Origin of the sequence: Pantoea rodasii (assembly GCF_002095465.1) — a bacterium.
Taxonomy (GTDB): Bacteria; Pseudomonadota; Gammaproteobacteria; order Enterobacterales; family Enterobacteriaceae; genus Pantoea; species Pantoea rodasii.
Genome location: NZ_MLFP01000013.1, coordinates 90475 through 111595 on the forward strand (window position 1 = coordinate 90475; position 21121 = coordinate 111595).

The 21121-nt window shown below is 53.4% G+C and carries 13 protein-coding genes and 5 pseudogenes; 10 read left to right on the plus strand and 8 right to left on the minus strand.

Annotated features, from left to right (window positions below):
* Positions 1-31 precede the first annotated feature (31 nt).
* The 4 genes and pseudogenes from HA45_RS16440 to HA45_RS16455 all read right to left on the minus strand — a co-directional run bounded on the left by HA45_RS16440 (position 32) and on the right by HA45_RS16455 (position 4864).
* Complete coding sequence (locus HA45_RS16440; RefSeq protein ID WP_100704086.1) at positions 32-925, minus strand: SDR family oxidoreductase; 894 nt, start codon at positions 923-925, stop codon at positions 32-34.
* 256 nt (positions 926-1181) lie between these two features.
* Positions 1182-1351, minus strand: a pseudogene (locus tag HA45_RS16445) (con-10 family general stress protein).
* A 237-nt stretch (positions 1352-1588) separates the two neighbouring features.
* A complete protein-coding gene (locus HA45_RS16450) occupies positions 1589-2680 on the minus strand; it encodes an ABC transporter substrate-binding protein (RefSeq protein WP_420849081.1) in 1092 nt (363 codons plus the stop codon).
* Between the two features lie 61 nt (positions 2681-2741).
* Positions 2742-4864 (minus strand): annotated as a pseudogene (locus tag HA45_RS16455) (TonB-dependent siderophore receptor).
* 419 nt (positions 4865-5283) lie between these two features.
* On the opposite strand from HA45_RS16455, the pseudogene HA45_RS16460 reads away from it, so the two are divergent.
* Positions 5284-6185, plus strand: a pseudogene (locus tag HA45_RS16460) (MurR/RpiR family transcriptional regulator).
* Here the strand turns inward: HA45_RS16460 and HA45_RS16465 are convergent.
* Positions 6172-7086: a DMT family transporter gene (locus tag HA45_RS16465; RefSeq protein WP_100704081.1), complete on the minus strand. Its 915-nt coding sequence runs from the start codon at positions 7084-7086 to the stop codon at positions 6172-6174. The pseudogene HA45_RS16460 and the gene HA45_RS16465 overlap by 14 nt on opposite strands.
* A gap of 118 nt (positions 7087-7204) precedes the next feature.
* On the opposite strand from HA45_RS16465, the gene HA45_RS16470 reads away from it, so the two are divergent.
* The 4 genes and pseudogenes from HA45_RS16470 (at position 7205) to HA45_RS16485 (ending at position 9847) form a co-directional block, all read left to right on the plus strand.
* Positions 7205-7750 carry a GNAT family N-acetyltransferase gene (locus tag HA45_RS16470; RefSeq protein ID WP_100704178.1) on the plus strand — a complete coding sequence of 182 codons (546 nt, stop codon included), beginning with the start codon at positions 7205-7207 and terminating at the stop codon, positions 7748-7750.
* Positions 7734-8177, plus strand: a complete 444-nt coding sequence (locus tag HA45_RS16475) for a GNAT family N-acetyltransferase (protein ID WP_240629294.1) — start codon at positions 7734-7736, stop codon at positions 8175-8177. Before HA45_RS16470 ends, HA45_RS16475 begins: the two co-directional genes overlap by 17 nt.
* Positions 8178-8261: 84 nt before the next feature.
* A pseudogene (locus tag HA45_RS16480) lies at positions 8262-8881 on the plus strand (TetR/AcrR family transcriptional regulator).
* Between the two features lie 51 nt (positions 8882-8932).
* Positions 8933-9847, plus strand: a complete 915-nt coding sequence (locus tag HA45_RS16485) for an alpha/beta fold hydrolase (RefSeq protein ID WP_100704079.1) — start codon at positions 8933-8935, stop codon at positions 9845-9847.
* Here HA45_RS16485 and HA45_RS16490 read toward each other — a convergent pair.
* From HA45_RS16490 to HA45_RS16500, 3 genes are all read right to left on the minus strand, one after another.
* Positions 9844-11025 (minus strand): Gfo/Idh/MocA family protein, encoded by a 1182-nt coding sequence (locus tag HA45_RS16490; protein ID WP_100704078.1) that lies wholly within the window; start codon positions 11023-11025, stop codon positions 9844-9846. The two genes, HA45_RS16485 and HA45_RS16490, sit on opposite strands and share 4 nt — an antisense overlap.
* A 10-nt stretch (positions 11026-11035) precedes the next feature.
* Entirely contained in the window at positions 11036-11959 is a 924-nt protein-coding gene (gene iolE / locus HA45_RS16495; RefSeq protein WP_100704077.1) for a myo-inosose-2 dehydratase, read from the minus strand.
* Positions 11960-12172: 213 nt separating this feature from the next.
* The gene (locus HA45_RS16500) at positions 12173-14338 is read right to left on the minus strand and encodes a TonB-dependent siderophore receptor (RefSeq protein WP_205960985.1); all 2166 of its coding nucleotides are present in this window, start codon (positions 14336-14338) and stop codon (positions 12173-12175) included.
* Positions 14339-14724: 386 nt separating this feature from the next.
* Here HA45_RS16500 and HA45_RS16505 point away from each other — a divergent pair, with 386 nt between their 5' ends.
* The 5 genes and pseudogenes from HA45_RS16505 (at position 14725) to HA45_RS16525 (ending at position 21091) form a co-directional block, all read left to right on the plus strand.
* Positions 14725-15870 (plus strand): glycoside hydrolase family 5 protein, encoded by a 1146-nt coding sequence (locus tag HA45_RS16505; protein ID WP_100704176.1) that lies wholly within the window; start codon positions 14725-14727, stop codon positions 15868-15870.
* Between the two features lie 328 nt (positions 15871-16198).
* A complete protein-coding gene (locus HA45_RS16510; protein WP_100704075.1) occupies positions 16199-17095 on the plus strand; it encodes an ABC transporter substrate-binding protein in 897 nt (298 codons plus the stop codon).
* On the plus strand, positions 17092-18015 hold the full coding sequence (locus tag HA45_RS16515; protein ID WP_100704074.1) for an amino acid ABC transporter permease: 924 nt from the start codon (positions 17092-17094) through the stop codon (positions 18013-18015). The genes HA45_RS16510 and HA45_RS16515 overlap by 4 nt, the downstream gene beginning before the upstream one ends.
* A pseudogene (locus HA45_RS16520) lies at positions 18008-18768 on the plus strand (amino acid ABC transporter ATP-binding protein). The gene HA45_RS16515 and the pseudogene HA45_RS16520 overlap by 8 nt, the downstream one beginning before the upstream one ends.
* A 52-nt stretch (positions 18769-18820) precedes the next feature.
* Positions 18821-21091 (plus strand): molybdopterin-dependent oxidoreductase, encoded by a 2271-nt coding sequence (locus tag HA45_RS16525; RefSeq protein ID WP_128598978.1) that lies wholly within the window; start codon positions 18821-18823, stop codon positions 21089-21091.
* Positions 21092-21121: the final 30 nt, after the last annotated feature.

A 21121-nucleotide genomic window follows, 5' to 3' on the forward strand; every position in this document is an offset into this window, starting at 1 on the left:
TGCGGGCCGCCACAACATGCGGAAAAGTTAATTAAATCGTGCCGGTCCCGCCGTCAGAACACCAGACCTGTCCGGAGGTGAAGCTGTTGGTGGTTTCCGCGAACGTCACGTAAAGAGGCGCAATTTCCGCTGGCTGACCAGGACGTCCCAGCGGAGCAGTGGCACCAAATTTCTCCACTTTCTCCTGCGGTTGTCCGCCACATACCTGCAGCGCAGTCCAATACGGCCCTGGCGCCACTGCGTTCACCCGAATCTGATCTTTACCCAACTGTTTAGCGAGCGCTTTCGTGAAAGCCACAATCGAGGCTTTGGTTTGCGCATAATCCAGCAGGATAGCGCTAGGATCATAGGCCTGCACTGAAGAGGTGTTGATGATCGATGAACCCGCTGGCAGGTACTCTAGCGCCGCCTTGGTTATCCAGAACATGGCGTAAACGTTAGTCTTAAACGTCGCATCAAAATCTTCCGTGGAAAGCGTACGAATCGACTCATTGAACTGCTGGCGACCGGCGTTGTTAACCAGAATGTCCAAACCGTCGAGTTTACTGGCCGCTTCCTTTACTAGCTGCTGGCAAAAGGCTTCGGAGCGAATATCGCCCGGGATGGCTATCGCCTTACGTCCCTCCGCTTCAATCAGCTGAATGACTTCGGTTGCATCCTGCTCTTCTTCTGGCAGATAGTTGATCGCTACGTCAGCACCTTCTCGCGCATAAGCAATCGCCACTGCACGACCAATACCTGAATCGCCGCCAGTAATCAGCGCCTTACGACCGGTTAGACGACCGGTGCCGCGATAACTGGATTCACCGTGATCCGGGCGAGGTTCCATTTTGCTAGCCAGCCCAGGGAATTCCTGTAATTGTTTTTTAAAAGGAGGCGTTGGATATTGATGCGTAATCAGCGTTTTGTTAGTAAATGAACTCATCGTGATCTCCTTGTTCTGAACGATTGATATTATAAGCCTGGCATAAATGTGAGTTATGTCACGTCAAAAATTGACCAGTTGAAATATGAGCGTGAAATTGAAGAGGGAAGTTATTACGTCAGGTGATGAATGGAAATAATATGAAGTGAGAGAATAAGCGCAAGACGTCATTCAAATATCGTCATTGCACTTATTCTTTTCCAGTGGAGCAATCCGGCGTCCTTGTCGGTAGGGCGATGATGTTGCCCTTTAGGATTTACGAGCCTTTGTTACTGCTTTTTCCGCCTTTTTTACCGGCTTCGGAAGCTTTCTCGCGGTCATCTTTAAAATTCCCACCGCTGCTGCTTTGTCCACCTTTTTACCCGCGTCAGATGCTTTTTGTTTATCATCAGCGAAGTTACCTGAACCGCCTCTATGCTCGGCCATAAAATGTCCTCATCATGCATTGCGATTACATAATCGTGGTTAACGTCACACGTTATGTCCAGACTGCAGAATTAAGATTAGTGCTGATGGCAATATTAACAAGCGCGACGGCAGCGAATTTATCAGGCTGGGAAGAATTAGCGCAATATAATTAGTTAACCGGATGAATTGCTGAGTGTTAATAATTTAAACAAAATAAAATCGAAGCGTAATTAACGCTTCGATTATCAGCATGCGCTATTTAGTGGCAGGGATCTGCATGAAATACGTCCCGCTGTAAGGTATCGGCAGGAAATCATGGAAGATTTGCTTCAGCGTTTGCTCCGGCTCTACATCGGCGAACAGTTGTGGATAAAGCGTTTTTGCCATGAATTCTGTGGCGGCGATGTGCCAGGGACTGAGATAGAAATTCATCCAGATCACTGCCGAGTGGCCGTTACGCAGTGCGTTTAATTCACGTAAACCGTTTTGCTGAGAGGTCAGTTGAGTAAAGCTGCTTTGCACGTCTGGTGCCTCAACCTCGGGGCCGAGTTTCAATAATCCCTGGGCGTGGCTGTCACCAAATCCGGTCGCAAAGTAATAGTCTGGCTGTGCTGCGATCACCATTTCTTCACTCAGGCGACCAAACACCCCGTGTTGGGTTTGCGCGGCGATATTTGCGCCGCCCGCCGCATTCAACAATTCGCCAAGGCTGCCATTGACCGCAGTCACGCAGCATTCGTTACGACGGCCAAGGTGAAGTTGCAGCAATACCGAAGGCTTGGGCCCTTCATAGCGCGCCAGTCGCTCGCGTATCACCTGCATATGGGCATCATAAAAGCGGTTAAACGCCTGTGCACGCGCCTGCTGATTCAACACTTCGCCAAATATCTCAACGCTGCGACGGGTGTTTTTCAGCAAATGAACGCGTAAATCGACCTTCACCACCGGAATATGTGCAGCTTTCAACATGCTAACCAGGCGCAGGTCAGCGTCGTCGTATCGCGCCAGGCTTGGTAAGATCACCACATCCGGTTTGAGTGACAGGATTTGCTCTGGATTGATGGCATTGGGGCCCCCGGAACCCAGCGAAGGGATCTTCAGCATTTGCGGAAACTGACGCGCGAAGCTATTCCACGTCTGGCTGTCGTATTTCTTCAGATCCTGCGGCCACGCCACGATATGTTGAAACGGGTTGCCCGGCTCCAGCATCGCTAAGGTGTAAAGCATACGGCTTTCACCCAGCACGATACGCTGCGGATGGTCGGGGATCTCAACCTGATTACCATCAATATCCGTGACGTTTTTTGCCAGCGCAGCGCTGCTTAACACCAGTAAAAAGCAGGCCAACACCCGCAAAAAAGGTCCTAACAGGAAAGGGGCGCGCCGTGCGCCCGCTTTAACAACAGAATCAGAACTCAACGCTGGCCTCGACCATCAAGTTACGGGTTTCACCTTCACGCACGCGCAAGTTACCGCCGCTGGAGGTGTAATAATGTTTGTTGAACAAATTGTTGAGATTCAGTTTCAACTGCGTCTTTTCACCAAATAGCTGATTGTTCCAGGCAACGAAGCTGTCGGCCACCACGTAATCCGGCATGGTGAAACTGTTTTCAGGATCGCCCGCGCGCGAACCGACATATCGTGCGCCGCCGCCCACACGGAAGTCGCCTGGAATGCCGTTAATACTCAGATTGTGGCTGAGATACAGTGCTCCGGAATGACGCGGCGCGTTTTGCAGACGGTTACCATTATTCGCGGAATTGATGCCATCATCGACGATTTCAGCTTTATCGTAACTGTAATTAGCACTCAAATCCCAACCCGGCAGCACTTCACCGTTCAGTTCGAACTCTGCACCGCTAGAACGCGCTTTATCAATCGCACGCGTGGTGCCATTGATGCTGAGCGACATATCGCGTTCATCAATGCGGTACAGCGCAACGCTGGCGAACAGTTTAGGCGAAATCTGCCACTTGCTGCCCACTTCCCAGGTCGTGCCCTGTTCCGGCTTACCGACGTTGCCGTCATCGTCGACATCAGTGGATGGCGTGAAGGATTTGCTGACGCTGGAGTAAAGCGAAACGTCCGGCGTGATTTTATAAATCAGACCCGCCTGTGGCAGAAACTTATTACCTTCACTGTTTAGCGTTTCCACCACCGGATCAAAGCCTTTGGATGCACGCTGCTCATAATGTTGATAGCGTCCCCCGAGCACGGCAATCCATTGTTCCGTCAAAGAAATGCTGTCTTTGGCATAAACCGAACGACTGTGGATACGGTTCAGGTTATTGGCGTTGGCGGTGTTTTCAGTGCTGCTATCCGTGACCGGTGACAGGATATCGCATTGCGGATCGGTAAAGTTAAACCCGGTATTGGATTTGCCCTGATACTGATGCGCGCGATAAGTCTGGTTCATCTCATAGTCGGTGCCGATCACCACATCGTGTGTCATGCCCAACAGCTGTTGCGATCCGAGCAGATCCCAAGAAACATATTTCGTTTTGTGGTTGAAGCCGCGGTTGGCATCGGCACGACGCGTCACCACACCGGTGGTTGGATTGATGGCCGTCACGCGCACTTCGTTGTTGTCATATTGACGCTGATTCATGCCAAACGTCACGCGCGTGCTCCAGTCATCGCTGAACTGCCAATCGTAATGCGCGTTCAGGGTTTTGTTGTGGCCCAGGCGTGGTTGGCTGTGTCGTCCAGACGATCTTTATAACCTATATCAATCGGTTTGCCGTTGATAAAGGCGGTGCCGCGATCGTAGGGAATGTCATATTGATAATCTTCGTAACTGATCAGGAAGCTGGCTTTTTCGCCGAACCATTGCAGAGAAGGGGCTATCAGCGTGTGTTTTTCACTGCCAAAATTACGCCAGTAATCCTGATTCTGCTTTTCAGCAATCAAGCGAAAGGCAAAGCCATCGCCGAGTGGGCCGGTGACATCCACCGTTCCGGCACCACCGCCTTCGCTGGAGGAGCGCCCGCTGATTTTAGTGTGCCAGTCATACTGGGGTTTTTTGCTCACCAGGTTAATCACGCCGCCCGGGTTTTGGATGCCGTAGAGCAGGGAGGCTGAGCCTTTTAATACCTCCACGCGTTCGGTGGTGGCATCAAAATTCAATCCCTGGCTGCTGCGGATGCCATCACGATAAATCGAACCATCAGAGTTGCTGCCAAAACCGCGGCGCACAAAGCCATCTTCGGTGCCTGCCAGCGTGTTGCCTTCGGTAACGCCACTGACAAAACGCATCGCATCAGTAAGATTCGCCGCCTGATAATCCTCCAGTTGCTGTTGCGTCACCACGCTAACCGATTGCGCTTCATTTATGCGGGGCGTCGGCGTTTTACTGGCGACTGAACTGCTGGTGGCGTTATAGCCTTGTGGGCTGCTTTCCTGAGCATTAACGGTCAGGGTGTTATCCGCTGCCATACTGCTGGCGGCGGTTAACACGCTAACGGCATAAATCGCGGCAATAATGGCCGGATGGCATTGAGTTTTAAAAACGAACGGCTTGTTGTTATTCATTTAAATAAACCTGGTGTTGGTGCGGAATTAAGTTTCGTCCGTGAAACGAAGCTAGGGTTTACGGTATGCAGCAATGAAATGTGCTTTGAATGCTGTTTCTTATGCGCATCATCCCGCGCCAAATCGGGCTTCGGAATGTTATTGAGAATCATTCAAACATGAAAAAATGTAGTAGTAAATCGAAATAAAAGTGTGAATACTACAGCAAAGCTCCATCGGAAATTATCGACTCGCCATCACGAGAAGTAAGTTTAAATTATTGAAATTAGTATTATTTCTACGAGAATTCCTGTGAATTTGTTCCAAGGCGGGACATCATGAGTCCGGATTGTAAGCCTGAAAGGATGCAAAAATGTCACTACATCTTCAGGTCAGGCGTCGGGGCACGTTACCGGGTGAGAAGGGAAACAGCGAAAAATATGGCGATGAATAAAATCAAAAACCGGGTAGATGTATTAGGCGAACGATATCGAGCACGTGCACCCTCATTATCTTCCAGCCTGCAAACGGTGGCGCAATATATCCACGACAATCGTGAGACAATATTAGATGCCACCGCGATGGAAATAGCCGATGCCACTCACACCTCGGATGCCACCGTGGTGCGCACCGTTCAGGCTTTGGGTTTTGCCGGTTTGCGCGATTTAAAAACCACGCTTACGGCCTGGTTTGGTCCGGCAATGAATTCCGAAGAGAAGATGAGCGCGACGGTCAGTGAGCTGTCCTGCGACATTAATTCCGGAATTGATTTTGTGCTGGGCGGCCATAAACGCGCCTGCGATGCGCTATCGGAACCGCATAACCGACAGGCGGTGGCACAAGCCGTGGCGATGTTGATTGATGCGCGTCAGGTGGCGCTGTTTGGCATCAATGCGTCAGGAATATTGGCGGATTACAGCGCCCGCTTGTTTACGCGCATCGGCATTCCCGCAGTGACATTGAACCGTTCGGGAATCGCCCTGGCGGAACAGTTGATCACTCTGCAACGTGGCGATGTGCTGATCATGATGGCGCAGAAATCAGCGCACAAAGAAGGGCTCACCACGCTGAAAGAGGCAAAGCGTTTAGGAATGCCGGTGATTCTGCTGACCAATGCGCTGGATTCGGCTTTCGCCAAAGAGGCGGATGTGATCATTAACGTGCCGCGCGGAGGGGAAAATGGCCGCATGCCGCTGCACGGCACTGTGCTGGTGTGTCTTGAGATGTTGATACTGTCGGTGGCTTCAGCGACGTCGTCGCGAACGGTGAAACCATGAAACGCATTCAGGATCTCAATCGATCGCTGAAGCCGACCAGCAAAAATAACGTTACTTGCTGCTGAGACTGGCGGTCGTCGCTTTGGCGATACCGCTGCGGGTGACCAGCCACACCGCAAGCGCAATGAGCAGTGAACCACCAATAAAGCCCTGATTAATCTCTTCACCCAGAACCATCCAGCCCCACAGGATACCAAAAGGCGGAATCAGGAAAGTCACCGTCAGGGTGCGCAGCGGACCAATATCAGCCAGCAGGCGGAAGTAGATAATGTAAGCCAGCGCAGTACAGATAAATCCCACCGCCAGAATGCACGCCCACACTTCAGGTATCTGCCAGTTGGCAACGGGCGTTTGCGGCGCACTGAAGGCAAAGAACGGCAACAGGAAAACAGACGCGCCGAGTTGGCTGCCAAGGGCCACTTTGGTGGCATCCAATCCACCGCGCGCGCCAATCCAACGTTTGGCCAGGAATCCAGCAAAGCCATAGCAGGTGGTTGCCACCAGGCAGGCTGCAATGCCGAGCACCAGCGCGTGCGACAGCACCATTTCACCGGTGGTACTGATCAAAATGATGCCGGTAAAACCCACAAGCATGCCCAGCACTTTGCTGATCGTCAGCTTCTCATTAAAGAATGCCGCACCAATCACTACGCCCATTAATGGCGTAGTGGCGTTGAGTATCGCGGAATAGCCCGCGGGCAGCACCCGAGCGGCCAGGCAGTACATCAGGAAAGGTAAACCCGAGTTAATCATGCCGAGCAACATCGCCCAGCCTAATTTACCCTCGAAACGGCGCGGAATACGCAAAACCGCCATGACGATAAGTAAACCCAGCGCACCCAATAGCACGCGTAAAAAGGCGGTATTCACCGCACCTAATGCCGGAACGGCAATACGCATAAAGAGAAAACTGGCACCCCAGATGGCCGCCAGCATCAGAAGTCGCAACGAGTCCGATGTTCGCATGGTTAAGCTTCAATCATTAGAAAGAAAGGCTGACATCATAACAAAAATTCTTAACAGTCAGAGAGGTGAGGCAGTGCTATGTTACTTCGCTGCACAGCAAAAATCGGCGAGGGATGGTATGTATTGGGAGTCTGAAAGACTGCTATACCGACCGGTGATACGGTCGGATTTACAGGCGCTGTTTCGCATCTATGGTGATGCCAGAACGCACCAGTTTAATCCGCGCGGACCCTATCCGAATATCGGTCATGCGCGTGAGGTGCTATTACGTAGAATTAAAGACCGGGCCATTCATGGTTTTGATGACTGGGCGATCGCCGAAAAAAGCGAGCCACAACACGTGATTGGATTTGGTGGAGTATTTGTCAGCGAATTCAACGGCCGGAGAATTAATAACCTCGGCTATCGTTTTGAACCGGATGCATGGGGAAAAGGCTACGCGACTGAGCTTGCCTCCCGCGCCCTTCAATATGGTTTTGAAGAACTCAGGCTCGGCGAAATCGTCGGCGTGGTGAGAGAGAATCACACCGCATCGCGCCGCGTGCTCGAAAAGGTCGGCATGACGTTACGGGAAAGGGTGTTTAATCCGCAAGATCCCCCCGCCAGTTTGATGTTCACGATCACTCGTCAACAATGGAGAGAAAGAGATGGATTTGATGATTAGAAAACTGACTGAAAATGATTACGCGCAATGGAAATCGCTGTGGCAGGATTATCTGGATTTTTATGTCAGCGAAATCTCGGAAGAGATCACCAACACCACATTCAGCCGTTTGCTGACAGAAGGCGAGCCGATGTATTGCCTGGTGGCAGAAGAGCAGGGCAAGCTGACCGGCCTGGTGCATTTTATTTGTCATCGCAACACATGGAGCATCGGCGACTATTGTTACCTGGAGGATCTGTTCGTCAGCGCCGATGGGCGCAAAAAAGGCACGGGCCGCGCGCTAATTGAAGCCGTGAACACAGCCGCTGAGGCGATGAACTGTTCGAAGGTGTATTGGATGACGCGTGAGAACAATTACCGCGCCCGAGCGCTATATGATCAGATGGCGACGAAGACAGATTTTGTTCAGTATCGTGATACGCGCTAAGTGTTCAACGGTTAAGTCACTATCCGCACCGCTTGCCAATCCTTGAAGCAATCCTGTACCATTTGGGAATCAATCATTTCCTAAATGGTACTTTGCATGCCACAGTTGCAAACCCCGCCGCGCGAACGCGGGCGACCACGCCAGTTCGATATGGATAGGGCGCTCGATCGCGCCATGCTGGTGTTCCGGGAAAAAGGTTTTCATAGCGCGTCTATTCACAACCTCGGCGCGGCGATGGATCTCACCGCTGGCAGTATCTATAAAGCCTTCAGCGATAAACGCGGTCTTTTTTGCAGGTGTTTGCCCGCTACACCTCGTTGCGTAACCAGCATCTGCGCCAGAGGCTGGAGCAACAGCCAAATGGGCGCGAGAAAATCGCTGAGCTATTGCGGTTCTACCTGGAATCCGCCAGCGATGTTGAAGGACGTCGCGGCTGTTTAGTGGTGGGCAGTGCGATTGAACTGCAAGTTTTGGATGCAGAATTGGCTGTATTAGTACGAGCGGCGTTACAACGTAACTTAAGCGGTATTATTTCACTGCTTGAGGTTGGCCAGCAAGACGGCTCCATCAATCAGCAACGTGATGTCGAGGCATTAAGCGGCATTCTTTTATGCATTGTGTTAGGGATGCGCGTTGCGGGGAAAATGCACAATTTACCGGCGCATGATGAGCTGATAAACACCGCGCTAAAACTACTCGATTAAATTTTTTATCTAATAAGGAAATGATTATTTCCTAAATGTATGGAGAATAGGATGAACGTATCGGAACTGAAGCAGACTTCGCGCTGGTCTGAACCCGTCAGCGGATTACCCGGATTTTCCCACGCATACGCATCGGTTGAGGGCGTAAGGCTGCACTATGTCAGCGGGGGAAACACACAAGGTGAGACGCTGGTGCTGCTAGCTGGATTTCCACAAAGCTGGTTTGCGTGGCGTCACGTCATGGCCACGTTGTCAGAGCACTACTTTATTGTGGCACCGGATCTGCCAGGCCAGGGCGACTCTGATAAACCCTACAGCGGATATGACACTTTCTCGCTGGCGCAGACGGTGCAGGGTTTACTGCAGCAACTGGAGATTACTCGCTATTATCTCGCGGCACACGATGTCGGTGCCTGGGTTGCCTGGCCGTTCGCCACGCTGTATCAGGATCAGGTGATAAAACTCGCGTTGCTCGATGCGGGCATTCCCGGCGTAACCCTGCCTGAAGCGCTGCCTGCCACCCCAGAGAAAGCCTGGAAAACCTGGCATTTTGCCTTTCATTTGTTGCCCGATCTGCCGGAAGCTTTGATTGCAGGCCGCGAAGAGATCTATCTTGAGTGGTTCCTGAAACGTAAAGCCGCCAGTCCGATGGTGTTTGGCGATGAGGATATGGCGGAATACACGCGTTTACTCCAGCAAAATGGGGCATTGCGTGCCGGCATGGCAGCCTATCGGGAAGTGAGTGTCTCGGCGGCTCAGAATCGCGATCTGTTACGCGATAATGGCAAGCTGACAGTGCCATTGTTGGCGGTGAGTGCCGATCAAGGATCCATTCCGGATATGGCGATCCCGTTGAGAGAGTTTGCGGCGGAGGTTTCAGGTATCAAAATCGCGCACTGCGGTCACTTCATTCCGGATGAGCAACCGCAGGCGCTGGCCGAGGCACTGCACGCCTTCTTTGCTTAACTGCGCAGGCTGGCGATCTCCACGCGTTCCCCGCTGGCAGATGAGCGTACCATCGCTTCAATGATCTGCTGATTTTCCAGGCCAAAGCGGAAGTCCGGGAAACAACCGGCGTCGCTGCTGAGGCCTTTAATCAGATCGTAAATTTCGATCACTTTGACATCGAAGTAGCCCAGGCCCCCGCCGGCAAAATCGAAACCGAAAAAGCCACCAAACTGCTCCACTTGCGAGCCCGCATAAATGGTTTTGAAGCCGCGATCGTGTTTCGCATCGCCATAGCGAGCAATCTTGAGTTCGTTAAAGCGTTCGCCGTCCATGATGATGGTGCCTTCCGTACCCGATACTTCCCATGCGATACCAAACACTTTACCTGCTGAGATGCGCGAAGATTCGATCACTCCTCCTGCTCGGTTCTCGAAAGTGACCAGCGCCTGGAACTGGTCGTCGTTCTCCACGTTGAGCTGTGCAGCTTGTTTATCCGCCTGAGCGCCGTAACCAGAACCACCGCCCGCTGCGGGGCGCGTTTCGATAAATAACTGTTCCTGGCCGACCACACTTTTAATCGGGCCCATCAGATATTGCGCCACGCTCACCACATGCGAACCTAAATCACCCAACGAGCCAGATCCGGCTTGCTCACGTGAACAGCGCCAACTCCACGGAAGATTAGGGTCGTTGAAGAAGCCTTGATCGAACCAGCCGCGAAAGCGGGTCGGCGTGCCAATATCACCGCGTTCAATCATCTGTTTGGCTAACTGCGCCGCCGGCGTTTTGATGTTGTTGAACGCCATGATCGTTTTGACGCCAGCCCGTTCGGCCTCTTGCGTCAGCGTTTGTGCCTCCTGCAACGAGACGGTGAGCGGCTTCTCGCAGTAAACGTGTTTACCTGCGCGAATCGCGGCCAGCGCCATGTCGAAATGCATGCTATTGGGCGTGGTGATATCAACGATATCGATTTCGGGATTGTTCACCATCGATTGCCAGTCCGCCGTGCTGTGCTGGAAGCCATACCGACGAGCGGCTTCCTCGGCCAGCGCAGGGGTTACATCCGCCAGCGTATGCAGAACCGGCTGTAGCGCCAGGTTGCGATAGAGTAATCCCGCACGACGCCATGCATCAGCATGTGCCTGGCCCATAAAGCCTGATCCAATCAGGCCAACATTCAGTGTTTTTCCAGCCATCAGCGGCTCCTTATGCGTTTGCAGGTAAAATATGCTGTGCAACAAAGCGTTGCGCGCGAGTGACGGTTTCAAGAGGTGGCGCTTTTACCGGATCTTGTTCCGCTTCCACCACCATCCAGCCTTGATAGCCACTGCGGGCGATAAACTCAGCCAGCGGACGGTAGTCGATGCCGCCATCACCCGGTACGGTAAACAGCCCATTGAGCACCGCTTCGTTGAAGGTCATGCCGCTGGCTCGCACCTGTTGCAGACGATCCAGTCGCACATCCTTTAAATGGATGTGACAGATGCGGTCGGCGAATTCATCGATCAGTTGCGTGTAGGAGAAGCCGGCGGCGGTGGCGTGGCCGGTGTCCAGCAGCAGGCCAACAGAGGGCGAACAGGCACTCAATAGTGCACGGATTTCCGGCAGTGTTTCGGCCACCATCATCAGGTGATGGTGGTAAGCGAGACGCAGCCCGTATTGCGCAAACAGCACATCGGCAAACTGTGACAGGCGGGCGGCGTAAGCGGTGACCTGATTTTCCGGCAGCAGGCGCCGGGTATTCAGCGGCACATCGAGTGCGTTATCCGCCATCCAGCCACATTCACCGTAAACCATCACCTGCGCGCCGTTTTCCTGCAGCAGCGCAGCATGGTTATGCACCGCATCTAACTCCTGCTCAACGCTGCGTTCAGTGAGGAATCCATCGTGCCAACCGGAAACCAGTTGCAACTGATGCTCGGCCAACAGTTGTTTTAATGCACCTGGCTCACGCGGAAATACGCGACTCAATTCCACGCCCTGATAGCCGGCTTGTTTGGCCTCGCGTAAGCATGTGGCGGCGGATGTACCCGCGCCGAGGTAATGCAAAACCTCGTTCACCCAGGAGAGTGGGCTGACGCCCAGTTTAGGCGCGGGCTGTCCGGCGCGATAAAACGCTTCTTTGATCATTTGTTATGTCCTGTAGGGGAGATAACGATGAAATTAACGGATGGATTTCACTGCCGCGAGCGGTTATTTGACGTAAAACCATCAAAATTTGCAGGCTAAATTTCAAAAAATATTTGTGAGGATTCGAGTGGTAATTGATTTGTTAACAGAGGGATAGGAATGTGAGACGCAAGAACAAATTGGGGCGGCCTTGAGAAGGCCGCCCATCAGGGCTTAGAACGACATGGTGACGCCAGCGTAATAGGCGCGGCCTGGTTCGTTATAGGTAATAGCACCGGTAGCTTCGCGGTAAATTTGTTTATCAAACAGGTTGTTGATACCCGCATTAGCGCGCAAGTTTTTCGTGATGTCATAGTTAACGTTAAGACCGAACACAGAGTACGGCTTGATCTCTTTCGTGGTCATGTTCGTTACATCAGTATTAGTTTCCGCAAACTGGCGTGGCTTTTGGCGACCATATTGTGTCCAGTTAATGTTGGCACTCAGATCCTGTGTTGCTTGCCATTCCAGCTGAGAGTTGATGGTGAACTCTGGAATGATAGAAAGCGGATTACCGGTGTCCTTACTTTCCGAACGGAACATATAGGTCGCGTTAGTACGCCATTCCAGCGTATCGACAACTAATGGGATGGTCAGGTTGCCTTCCAGTCCTTCCACAATCGCCTTGCCGCCGTTTTCCCAGCGCAGCACGTTGTAGCCCGCCTCAGAATAGACAGGATCGGTGCCCGCGACGATTTTGTTTTTGTAGTCATTACGGAAGTAGGTGATACCCGCCACATAGCCTTGGTTGCTGAACTCAATGCCAATCTCTTTGTTAACGCTGGTTTCCGGATCGAGATCCCCATTACCCAGCAAATAACATTGTGTCAAACCGATTGGGCAACCGTTGCCACGTGTCGAAAGCAAATAACCCGGCGTTGATTGATACAGGTTTGGCGCTTTAAAGACGCGCGCGATACCCGCTTTCAGCGTGAAGTTTTCACCTAAGCCCTGAGACACGTTAAGGCTTGGACTCCAGTTTGCGCCGAACTGGTCGTGATAATCGAAGCGCAAGCCAGGAATCACCTCGGTGCTGTCGGTGGCGGCGACATTGTCTTCAAAGAAAAGAGAACTGATGGTCGCGTCATTTTTGCTGCTGCGCTGCGACGGATCGCCTGAGCTGCCAGGCAGCGTTACGCCGGTGGCGGTTTGCGTGAGCATTGAGGCCGGATCGTTCAGCTCATCACGGTTCCATTCCGCTCCGAGCGTCACGGTTTGGTCCACCAACAGTTGCAGAGGGAAGCTAACTTCTCCACCTGCACGGTAGCTTTCCAGTCGGCTGGTAGCATACTCGTCAGTATTGATCATCCCTTCGGTACGGCCCGCCGTGCCTTCCTTCAGGCGGGTGTTATTGGTTTTCTCGTAATTGAAGTTTAATTTCGAGGTGCCCCAATCCCAAATGCCGTTATGCACAATGCCGTAGGTCTGGCGATAGAGACGGTTGGTTTCATCGCCGTAAAGTGATTCAACTAATCCGTCGGTGCTGGCATTACTGTTGCTGTTCTGGGTATCACCGGCGTAGATGTTGCCCTGACGGCTGTAGCCGTAGGAGAAATCAATCACCTGCAATGGCGTGATTTTCCATGACAACACACCGTTGATATCTTTGTTGCGCACGCCTTCACGACCGGCCGCGTATGAACCATTTTCTGCCGTGTTGATGTCGAAAGCATCCGCATCAGTGCGGTTGATGTTGCCATACAGACGCATGGTTAACGCATCACCTGCCAGCGGGCCACTCAAATTGAAGTTGGCGCGACGCGTGTCACCTTCTTTATTGTTCTCAGGCTGATTGGTGAACAGTGACAGCGATCCATGCCAGTCATTGGTCGGGCGTTTAGTGATGATATTCACCACGCCGCCAGCCGCACCAGAACCGTAACGCGCAGCCGCTGGGCCACGGATCACTTCAATACGTTCAACCATCTCTGCGGGCACCCAGTTGGTATCGCCACGAGAATCGCGCTCGCCGCGCCAGCTGTAACGCACAGAGTTACGGGAACTCACCGGCACACCATCTACCAGCACCAGGGTATTTTCCGGGCCCATGCCACGGATATCGATCTGACGGTTGTTACCACGGCTGCCGCTGGCACCGTTGCCGGTCAGATTCACGCCAGGCATTTTGCGGATGATATCGGAGAGATCGTTAACCGGCGGGCTTTTCTTGATGTCTTCAGCGGTAATGGTGGAAACGCCAGGCTGTTGTTTCAAACCCTGTTCCGCGGTGACGATCATCGATTCATCGTCAGCCAGTTTTTCTGTTGGTTCTGCCGCGAAAGCCGGTGAGGTGAGTAAGGTCGCTACAAACAGCGCAATTGGACGTTTCCTGACATACAAGTTTACATTCACTTAAATCTTCTCCCTGAAGTATTAACATATGTAAGCAAATGCGCATGATAATGAGAATGCTTATCATTGTATATCCACGAACAGGCCGTCTCCTTTATTTCTCCACGATTGGCACTAAATGCGCAGGAAGCGTGAAGAAACGTAAAGCGGAGGAGTGAAAAGTGTCAGAAAGCAATCCAGGGCAAGGGAGTTCATTACAGTGTCATCAATTCCTTACAAATCAGCTCACTAAAAACAGTGGTAACGCACAGTAACTATCTGGGAATGAGTTTAACGTCGAGTCCGCGCCAAAAAGGGTGCGATGGATCCTCGATAATTAAGGAGAAAGTGTGCGCCTTGTCATACAAACCTTTACATTCTTGCTCGTCATTTCCATGACAATCTCCCTCGTTAAAGCCAGCGAAAAGATGGATTTTTGGTTGCAACCGCAACATGGCGGAAACAGTTTTAATCGTATTCCGCCTCAGCAGCCGTATTTCGAAGCGCTGCAGGGTTACGGTGCTTCCTGGGTACGTCTGTCCTGGGATAAATGGCCAACGCAACAGCGCGATTTCTTGCTGGGCAATGCTGACCGTTATCAGGGAATTGTGTCGGAAGATTTGGCCACGCTGAAAACGGTGTTAGACCACGCCGAGGCAGCAGGGCTAAAAGTCGTCATTACACCGTTATCGCTGCCGGGCATGCGCTGGTCACAAAACAACGGTGGACAGTTCGACGACCGACTGTGGCAAGACAAAGCCTTTTGGCAACAAAGCGCGCGTTATTGGCGAGATCTGGCGGCAGCGTTGAAAGACCACCCGGCGATTGCGGCCTATAACATTATCAACGAGCCGGCCCCGGAAAAAATGAGCGGCCTCGATGAACATGCGCCCGCGATCGCCATGAAAAGCTGGTATCAGCAGCAGCAGGGATCGGCTCGTGATTTACCGGCGTTTTATCGCAGTGTGATTGCGGCTATCCGTGAAGTGGATCCCTACACCCCGGTGATGGTGGACAGCGGATGGTTTGCCGCCGCCGATGCCTTCAGTTATTGGCCTCAGGCGCTAGAGGACAAGCGCGTGCTGTATAGCGTGCATATGTATGAACCCTATTCGGCCACCAGCGCGCCCAATGCCAAACGGGCAACGCCGTGGCCCTATCCCGGCAAGGTGCCTTATGCGGGGGCTCAGCAACAGTGGGATGCACCACGCGTGGCAGAATATTTAGCGCTGCCGTTCGAGTGGGCAAAAGCACACGGCGTGGCACGTCATCAAATGGTGGTAGGGGAGTTCGGTTGTGTACGCAGCTTGTCAGGTTGCACACAATATCTGGAGGATGTGTTAACGGTGCTGGATCAGCAGCTGGCGCATTGGGCGTTCTACAGTTTTCGTGAAGACAGCTGGGATGGCATGGATTACGAACTGGGCGACAAGAAAGTGCCGTGGCAATACTGGCAGGCCGCTGAGCAAAATTTACCCGATAACATTCCGCGCCACGCAACCAAAGAGTTTGAGCCGATACGCAAACGCTTAGAACGATAATGTCTTGCTAAGAAGAAAACGATCATAAGCCATGGTTAAAGCAGGTCTCTGAACACCTGACTGATTCTGAATACCTCACCTGACACCGCGCCATCGTTGGCGCGGTCATCCCTGTAATCCTGCGCGTCACGAGCTATTCCCGAAATCTGGCAATAGATATCCGTTTTTCGCATTTGTGATCGCTGCATATCTTACTGAGAATGACTGCGGGACGTTTAGAGGATGAAAATTTCTTTCCGCCGTGAGGCGAGAGAGAAGAAAAATACATCGCTACCTCAACGCCTTTTCCCTTTAGGGAAACATTTATATATATCAGGAGAAGGTTCCAGTGAAACTCGCCAAAGGTATCACCTTGCTTGCACTCGCATTGAGTGCGCACACCGCGTTTGCCGCCGATCCATCCGTTCCAACCGACAGCTCACTCCATGTTCAGGCCGATCCTGCGCTGAAAAGCCTGCTGCCAGCAGATGTGGTTAAGCGCGGTTACATCGTGGCAGGAACCAACCCCAATACGCCGCCGACCACCTTCTATAAAGAAGACAACAAAACCCTGGCCGGTCGTGAAATCGACGTAATGAACGCCGTGGGCGAACGTTTAGGGATTCAGGTCCAGTGGCGTGACACCGGCGGTTTCGACAACATTATTCCAGGTCTGAAAACCGGTCGTTATGACGTTGCGCTGTCCAACATCAATGCCACGCCAACCCGCGCCAAGATCATCGACTTCGTAAGTTATTACGATGCCAGCCTGCTGGGTATTATTTCGCGCAAAGATGCCAACGTTGCGCCATTCAAAACGCTGGACGAGGTCTGCGGTAAAGAAGTGGGCGCCGGTTCAGGCACCACGCAGGTGACGCGTCTGGAAGAAGCCAGCAAAGCTTGTGAAGCGGCGGGTAAACAGCCGATTAAAGTATCAGTCTTCCCGGATCGTCCAGCCGGTGTGCAAGCCGTAGTCAGTGGCCGTGTTCCGATGTTCCTGGGCCCGTACGAAGGTCTGCTGTGGCAGGCGAAGGTGATTAAGCCTATTACGCTGAGCGGCGAAATCACCGTGCATGACGCGCCGGTTTCCGTCGCCTTCCCGAAAGACTCGGCGCTGGAGCCAGCCGTGCAGGCCGCGTTGAACTCGCTGATCAAAGATGGCAGCTACAAAAAGATCCTCGATAACTGGGGCATCGGTTTTGGCGCAGTCAAAGAATCCAAACGTAACCAGGAAATCTTTCAATGAGTGATGTTCGTGACCACACTGACGATCTGCGGATCGTCGGCAAACGTTACTACGGACGCTGGCTGAGTGCGCTGGTGGTACTGTTGTGCGTCGTGGCGATGGCCCACTCGATGATTAACAATCCACGCTTCGAATGGAGTGTGATTGCGGAAAACTTCACCGGCGAATCGATCCTGCAGGGCGTTCTCATGACGCTACAGCTGACGGCGATTTCGGTGGTGCTGGGCTTCGCCTTTGGTACGGTGTTGGCGCTGATGCGCCTTTCATCCAATCCGGTGCTGGTGGGCGTCAGTTGGTTCTACACCTGGTTCTTCCGGGGTGTACCGATGCTGGTGCAGCTGTTCCTGTGGTACAACATCGCCGCGCTCTATCCGACGATTTCACTTTCTATCCCAGGACTGGGCGAGCTTTGGAGCACCCAATCCAATGCGTTGGTAAGTCCATTCAGTGCGGCAGTGATCGCGCTGGTGATGCACCAGTCAGCCTATGCTGCTGAGATTGTGCGTGCGGGTATCCAGAGTGTCGGCAACGGCCAGCTGGAAGCGGCGCGGGCGCTGGGCTATCGTCCATCGCAGATTTTTCGTCATACCGTGTTGCCGCAGGCGATGCGCGCCATTATGCCGCCCGCCGGTAATGAAATTATCGGCCAGTTGAAAACCACCGCGGTGGTATCAGTGATTTCACTGCAGGACGTGCTGTTCTCGGCGCAGATTATTTATCAGCGTACTTATGAAGTGATCCCGCTGCTGCTGGTGGCGACACTGTGGTATCTGCTGATGACCTCGGTCCTGTCGATTGGTCAGTTCTATGTTGAACGCTATTTTGGCCGTGGCGTTACGCGCCGCGAAAAACGCAGCCTGTTTAAATCCTTGCCGGGCTTTAGCGCGCAAAAACCTGAAAGGAGCGTAAGCAATGGCTGAAGCGATCGCCTTACGTAAAGTCACCAAACGCTTTTCCGGCGTCACTATCCTCGATGAAGTGAATCTGGATATTCCCGCCGGTTCGGTCACGGTGATCCTCGGTCCTTCGGGTTCGGGGAAATCCACCTTGCTGCGCTGCATCAACCATCTGGAAAAGCTGGATGGCGGCACCATTCGCATCGGTGGCGAAATAATTGGCTATAAACAGAAAGGCCAGGCGCTGCACGAGTTAAGCAGCGGTGAGATTGCGCGTCAACGCGCGCAAATTGGCATGGTGTTCCAGCAGTTCAACCTGTTCCCGCACCGCACCGTATTGCAAAACATCGTTGATGCGCCGATGCGTGTGAAAAACAGAACCGCCAGCAGGCGACCAGCAAAGCGCTGTCGCTGCTCAAGCAGGTGGGTCTGTCAGGGCGTGAAGATGAGTGGCCGCAAAATCTCTCCGGTGGACAGCAACAGCGTGTGGCGATCGCCCGTGCGCTGGCGATGGATCCCGGCGTAATGCTGTTTGATGAACCAACCTCGGCACTGGATCCAGAACTGGTGGGCGAAGTATTGCAGGTGATTCAACAGCTGGCCCACTCTGGCATCACTATGGTAATCGTGACGCACGAAATTGGCTTTGCGCGCGAGGTCGCCGATAACATTGTCTTTATGGAAGACGGCAAAATCGTGGCGGCCGGTCCGACCCAGCAAGTCCTCGATGACCCGGAAAACGGGCGCGTAAGAAACTTTATTGCAACGGTGCTCTAAGCACCGTTTTTCATTTTTGATAGCCAGGAACAGTGATGACGCAAAACCGGTAATGCACAGCGCCCACTGGGGTGCTTTTCATGCCCAGCAAGCGGGCGATCGCCTCACCATTAAACCTTTCGCCGGCGATCCCGATCCCAGTCCGCTGCTGCAAAATTTCCATACGGCACTTAATCATCCGGCGCGCGTTTCGCGTCCGATGGTGCGTCGTGGTTGGCTGGAAGATGGGCCAGGCCCCGACCAGCGCCGTGGCAACGACGAATACGTGGCCGTGAGCTGGGAGCAAGCCTGTGAATTAGTGGCGCGTGAGCTGAAGCGCGTGGGCGACACTCACGGGCCGGAAGGCATTTTTGGCGGCTCATACGGCTGGTCGAGCGCTGGACGTTTTCACCATGCGCAAAGTCAGGTGCACCGCTTTCTGAATACCACGCTGGGCGGCTACGTCCGTTCCGTCAACAGCTACAGTTCCGGCTCTGCTTCGGTGCTGCTGCCGCATATCGTCGGCGACATGAATGAGATTGCACGACGCGGCGTGAGCTGGGAAGAGATTGCCCAGCACAGTGAAATTGTCATCGCCTTTGGCGGTCTGGCGTTAAAAAACTCACAGGTGGCGAGCGGCGGATTAAGCGAGCACACCGAGCGCGGCTTTATGCAGCAGGCCGCCCAGCGCGGCACGCGTTTTATCTCGGTTAGCCCGCTAAAAAGTGATCTCCCTGCGGAAGCCAAAGGTGAGTGGCTGGCCTTGCGTCCAGGCACCGATGCCGCATTTATTCTCGGTGTTTTATCCGTATTGATTGATGAACAGCTGACGGATGAAGCCTTCCTCAGCCGCTACACCGTGGGTTGGCCGGAGATGGTCGCCTATATCCGCGGCGAAGAGGATGGCACACAGCGTGATGCCGCCTGGGCAGCGGAGATTTGCGGCGTCAGCGCGGCATTTATCACTGATTTTGCTCGCCAGCTACCTGGTAAACGCGTGCTGGTTACCGTTGCGCATGCGCTACAACGTTCTGAGCATGGTGAACAACCGGTGTGGCTCGGGCTGGTGCTGGCCGCCGCGCTGGGTCAACCGGGTTTACCGGGCGGCGGTTACACCTATGCGCTGGGCGCGTTGGGTCATTACGGCAAACACCACAATCTGGTGAGTTTTCCCGCTTTGCCGCAGGGTAAAAATGGCATCGATCGCCTGATTCCGGTGGCACGCATCTCGGACATGCTGCTCAATCCCGGTAAACCGTTCGATTACAATGGCCGCCGCTTAACCTATCCGCATATTCGTTTAGCCTACTGGGCGGGCGGCAATCCGTTCCATCACCATCAGGATCTGGCGCGACTCCGCCAGGCATTTTGCCAGCTGGATACGTTGATTGTGCATGAGATTGCCTGGACCGCCAGCGCGCGCCATGCCGATATCGTATTGCCCGCAACCATGACCTTAGAACGCGAAGATGTCGGCGGGGCGCCCACCGATCGTCATCTGTTTGCCATGCAGCCGGTCGCGCAGCCGCACGGTGAAGCCAAAGATGACTACACGATTTTTACCGAGCTGGCACGTCTGCTAGGCAGCGAAGAGGCGTTTACCGAAGGTCGCGATACGCGAGGCTGGTTGGAACATCACTACGCGCAGTTACAACAAAAGCTGGCGATGCATCAGGTTGAAATCCCCGATTTCGAACAGTTCTGGCAGCAGGGCGTGCTGGAGTTGCCGCAGCTCAAAGACGGTGGGCGGATGATGAATGCCTTCCGTGCCGATCCCGAGGCATCACCACTGCCAACCCCGAGCGGAAAAATCGAAATCTATTCGGCGACCATCGCCAGTTTTGATTATGAAAACTGTCCGGGACATCCGGTGTGGCGAGAGCCGCAGCAAAAGCCCGATGCCGATCATCCGTTCTGGCTTATCGCCAATCAGCCCGCCACGCGTTTGCACAGCCAATTGGATTTCGGTGATTACAGCCTGAGCGGCAAACGCGATGGCCGTGAGGTGTGCAGCCTGAATCCTGATAATGCGGCATCGCTGGGTATCAATGACGGCGAGATTATCGAACTGTACAACCCGCGCGGCCACGTGCTGGCCAGTGCGCGCGTGACCGATAGCGTGATGCCGGGCGTGGTGCAGTTGCCAACGGGTGCCTGGTACGATCCGGTGGATCCCACCGCGCTGCGTCCGTTATGTCGTCACGGCAACCCCAATGTGCTGACGCTGGATATTGGCACGTCCTCGCTGACGCAGGGATGCAGTGGACAGATCACCGTAGTTCAGGTGCGCAAATACGCCGGAGAACTGACGCCGGTGCAGGCATTTATCCCGCCGCAAGGTTAGCTTTGAGTATGGGCGGCCGCATGGCCGCCC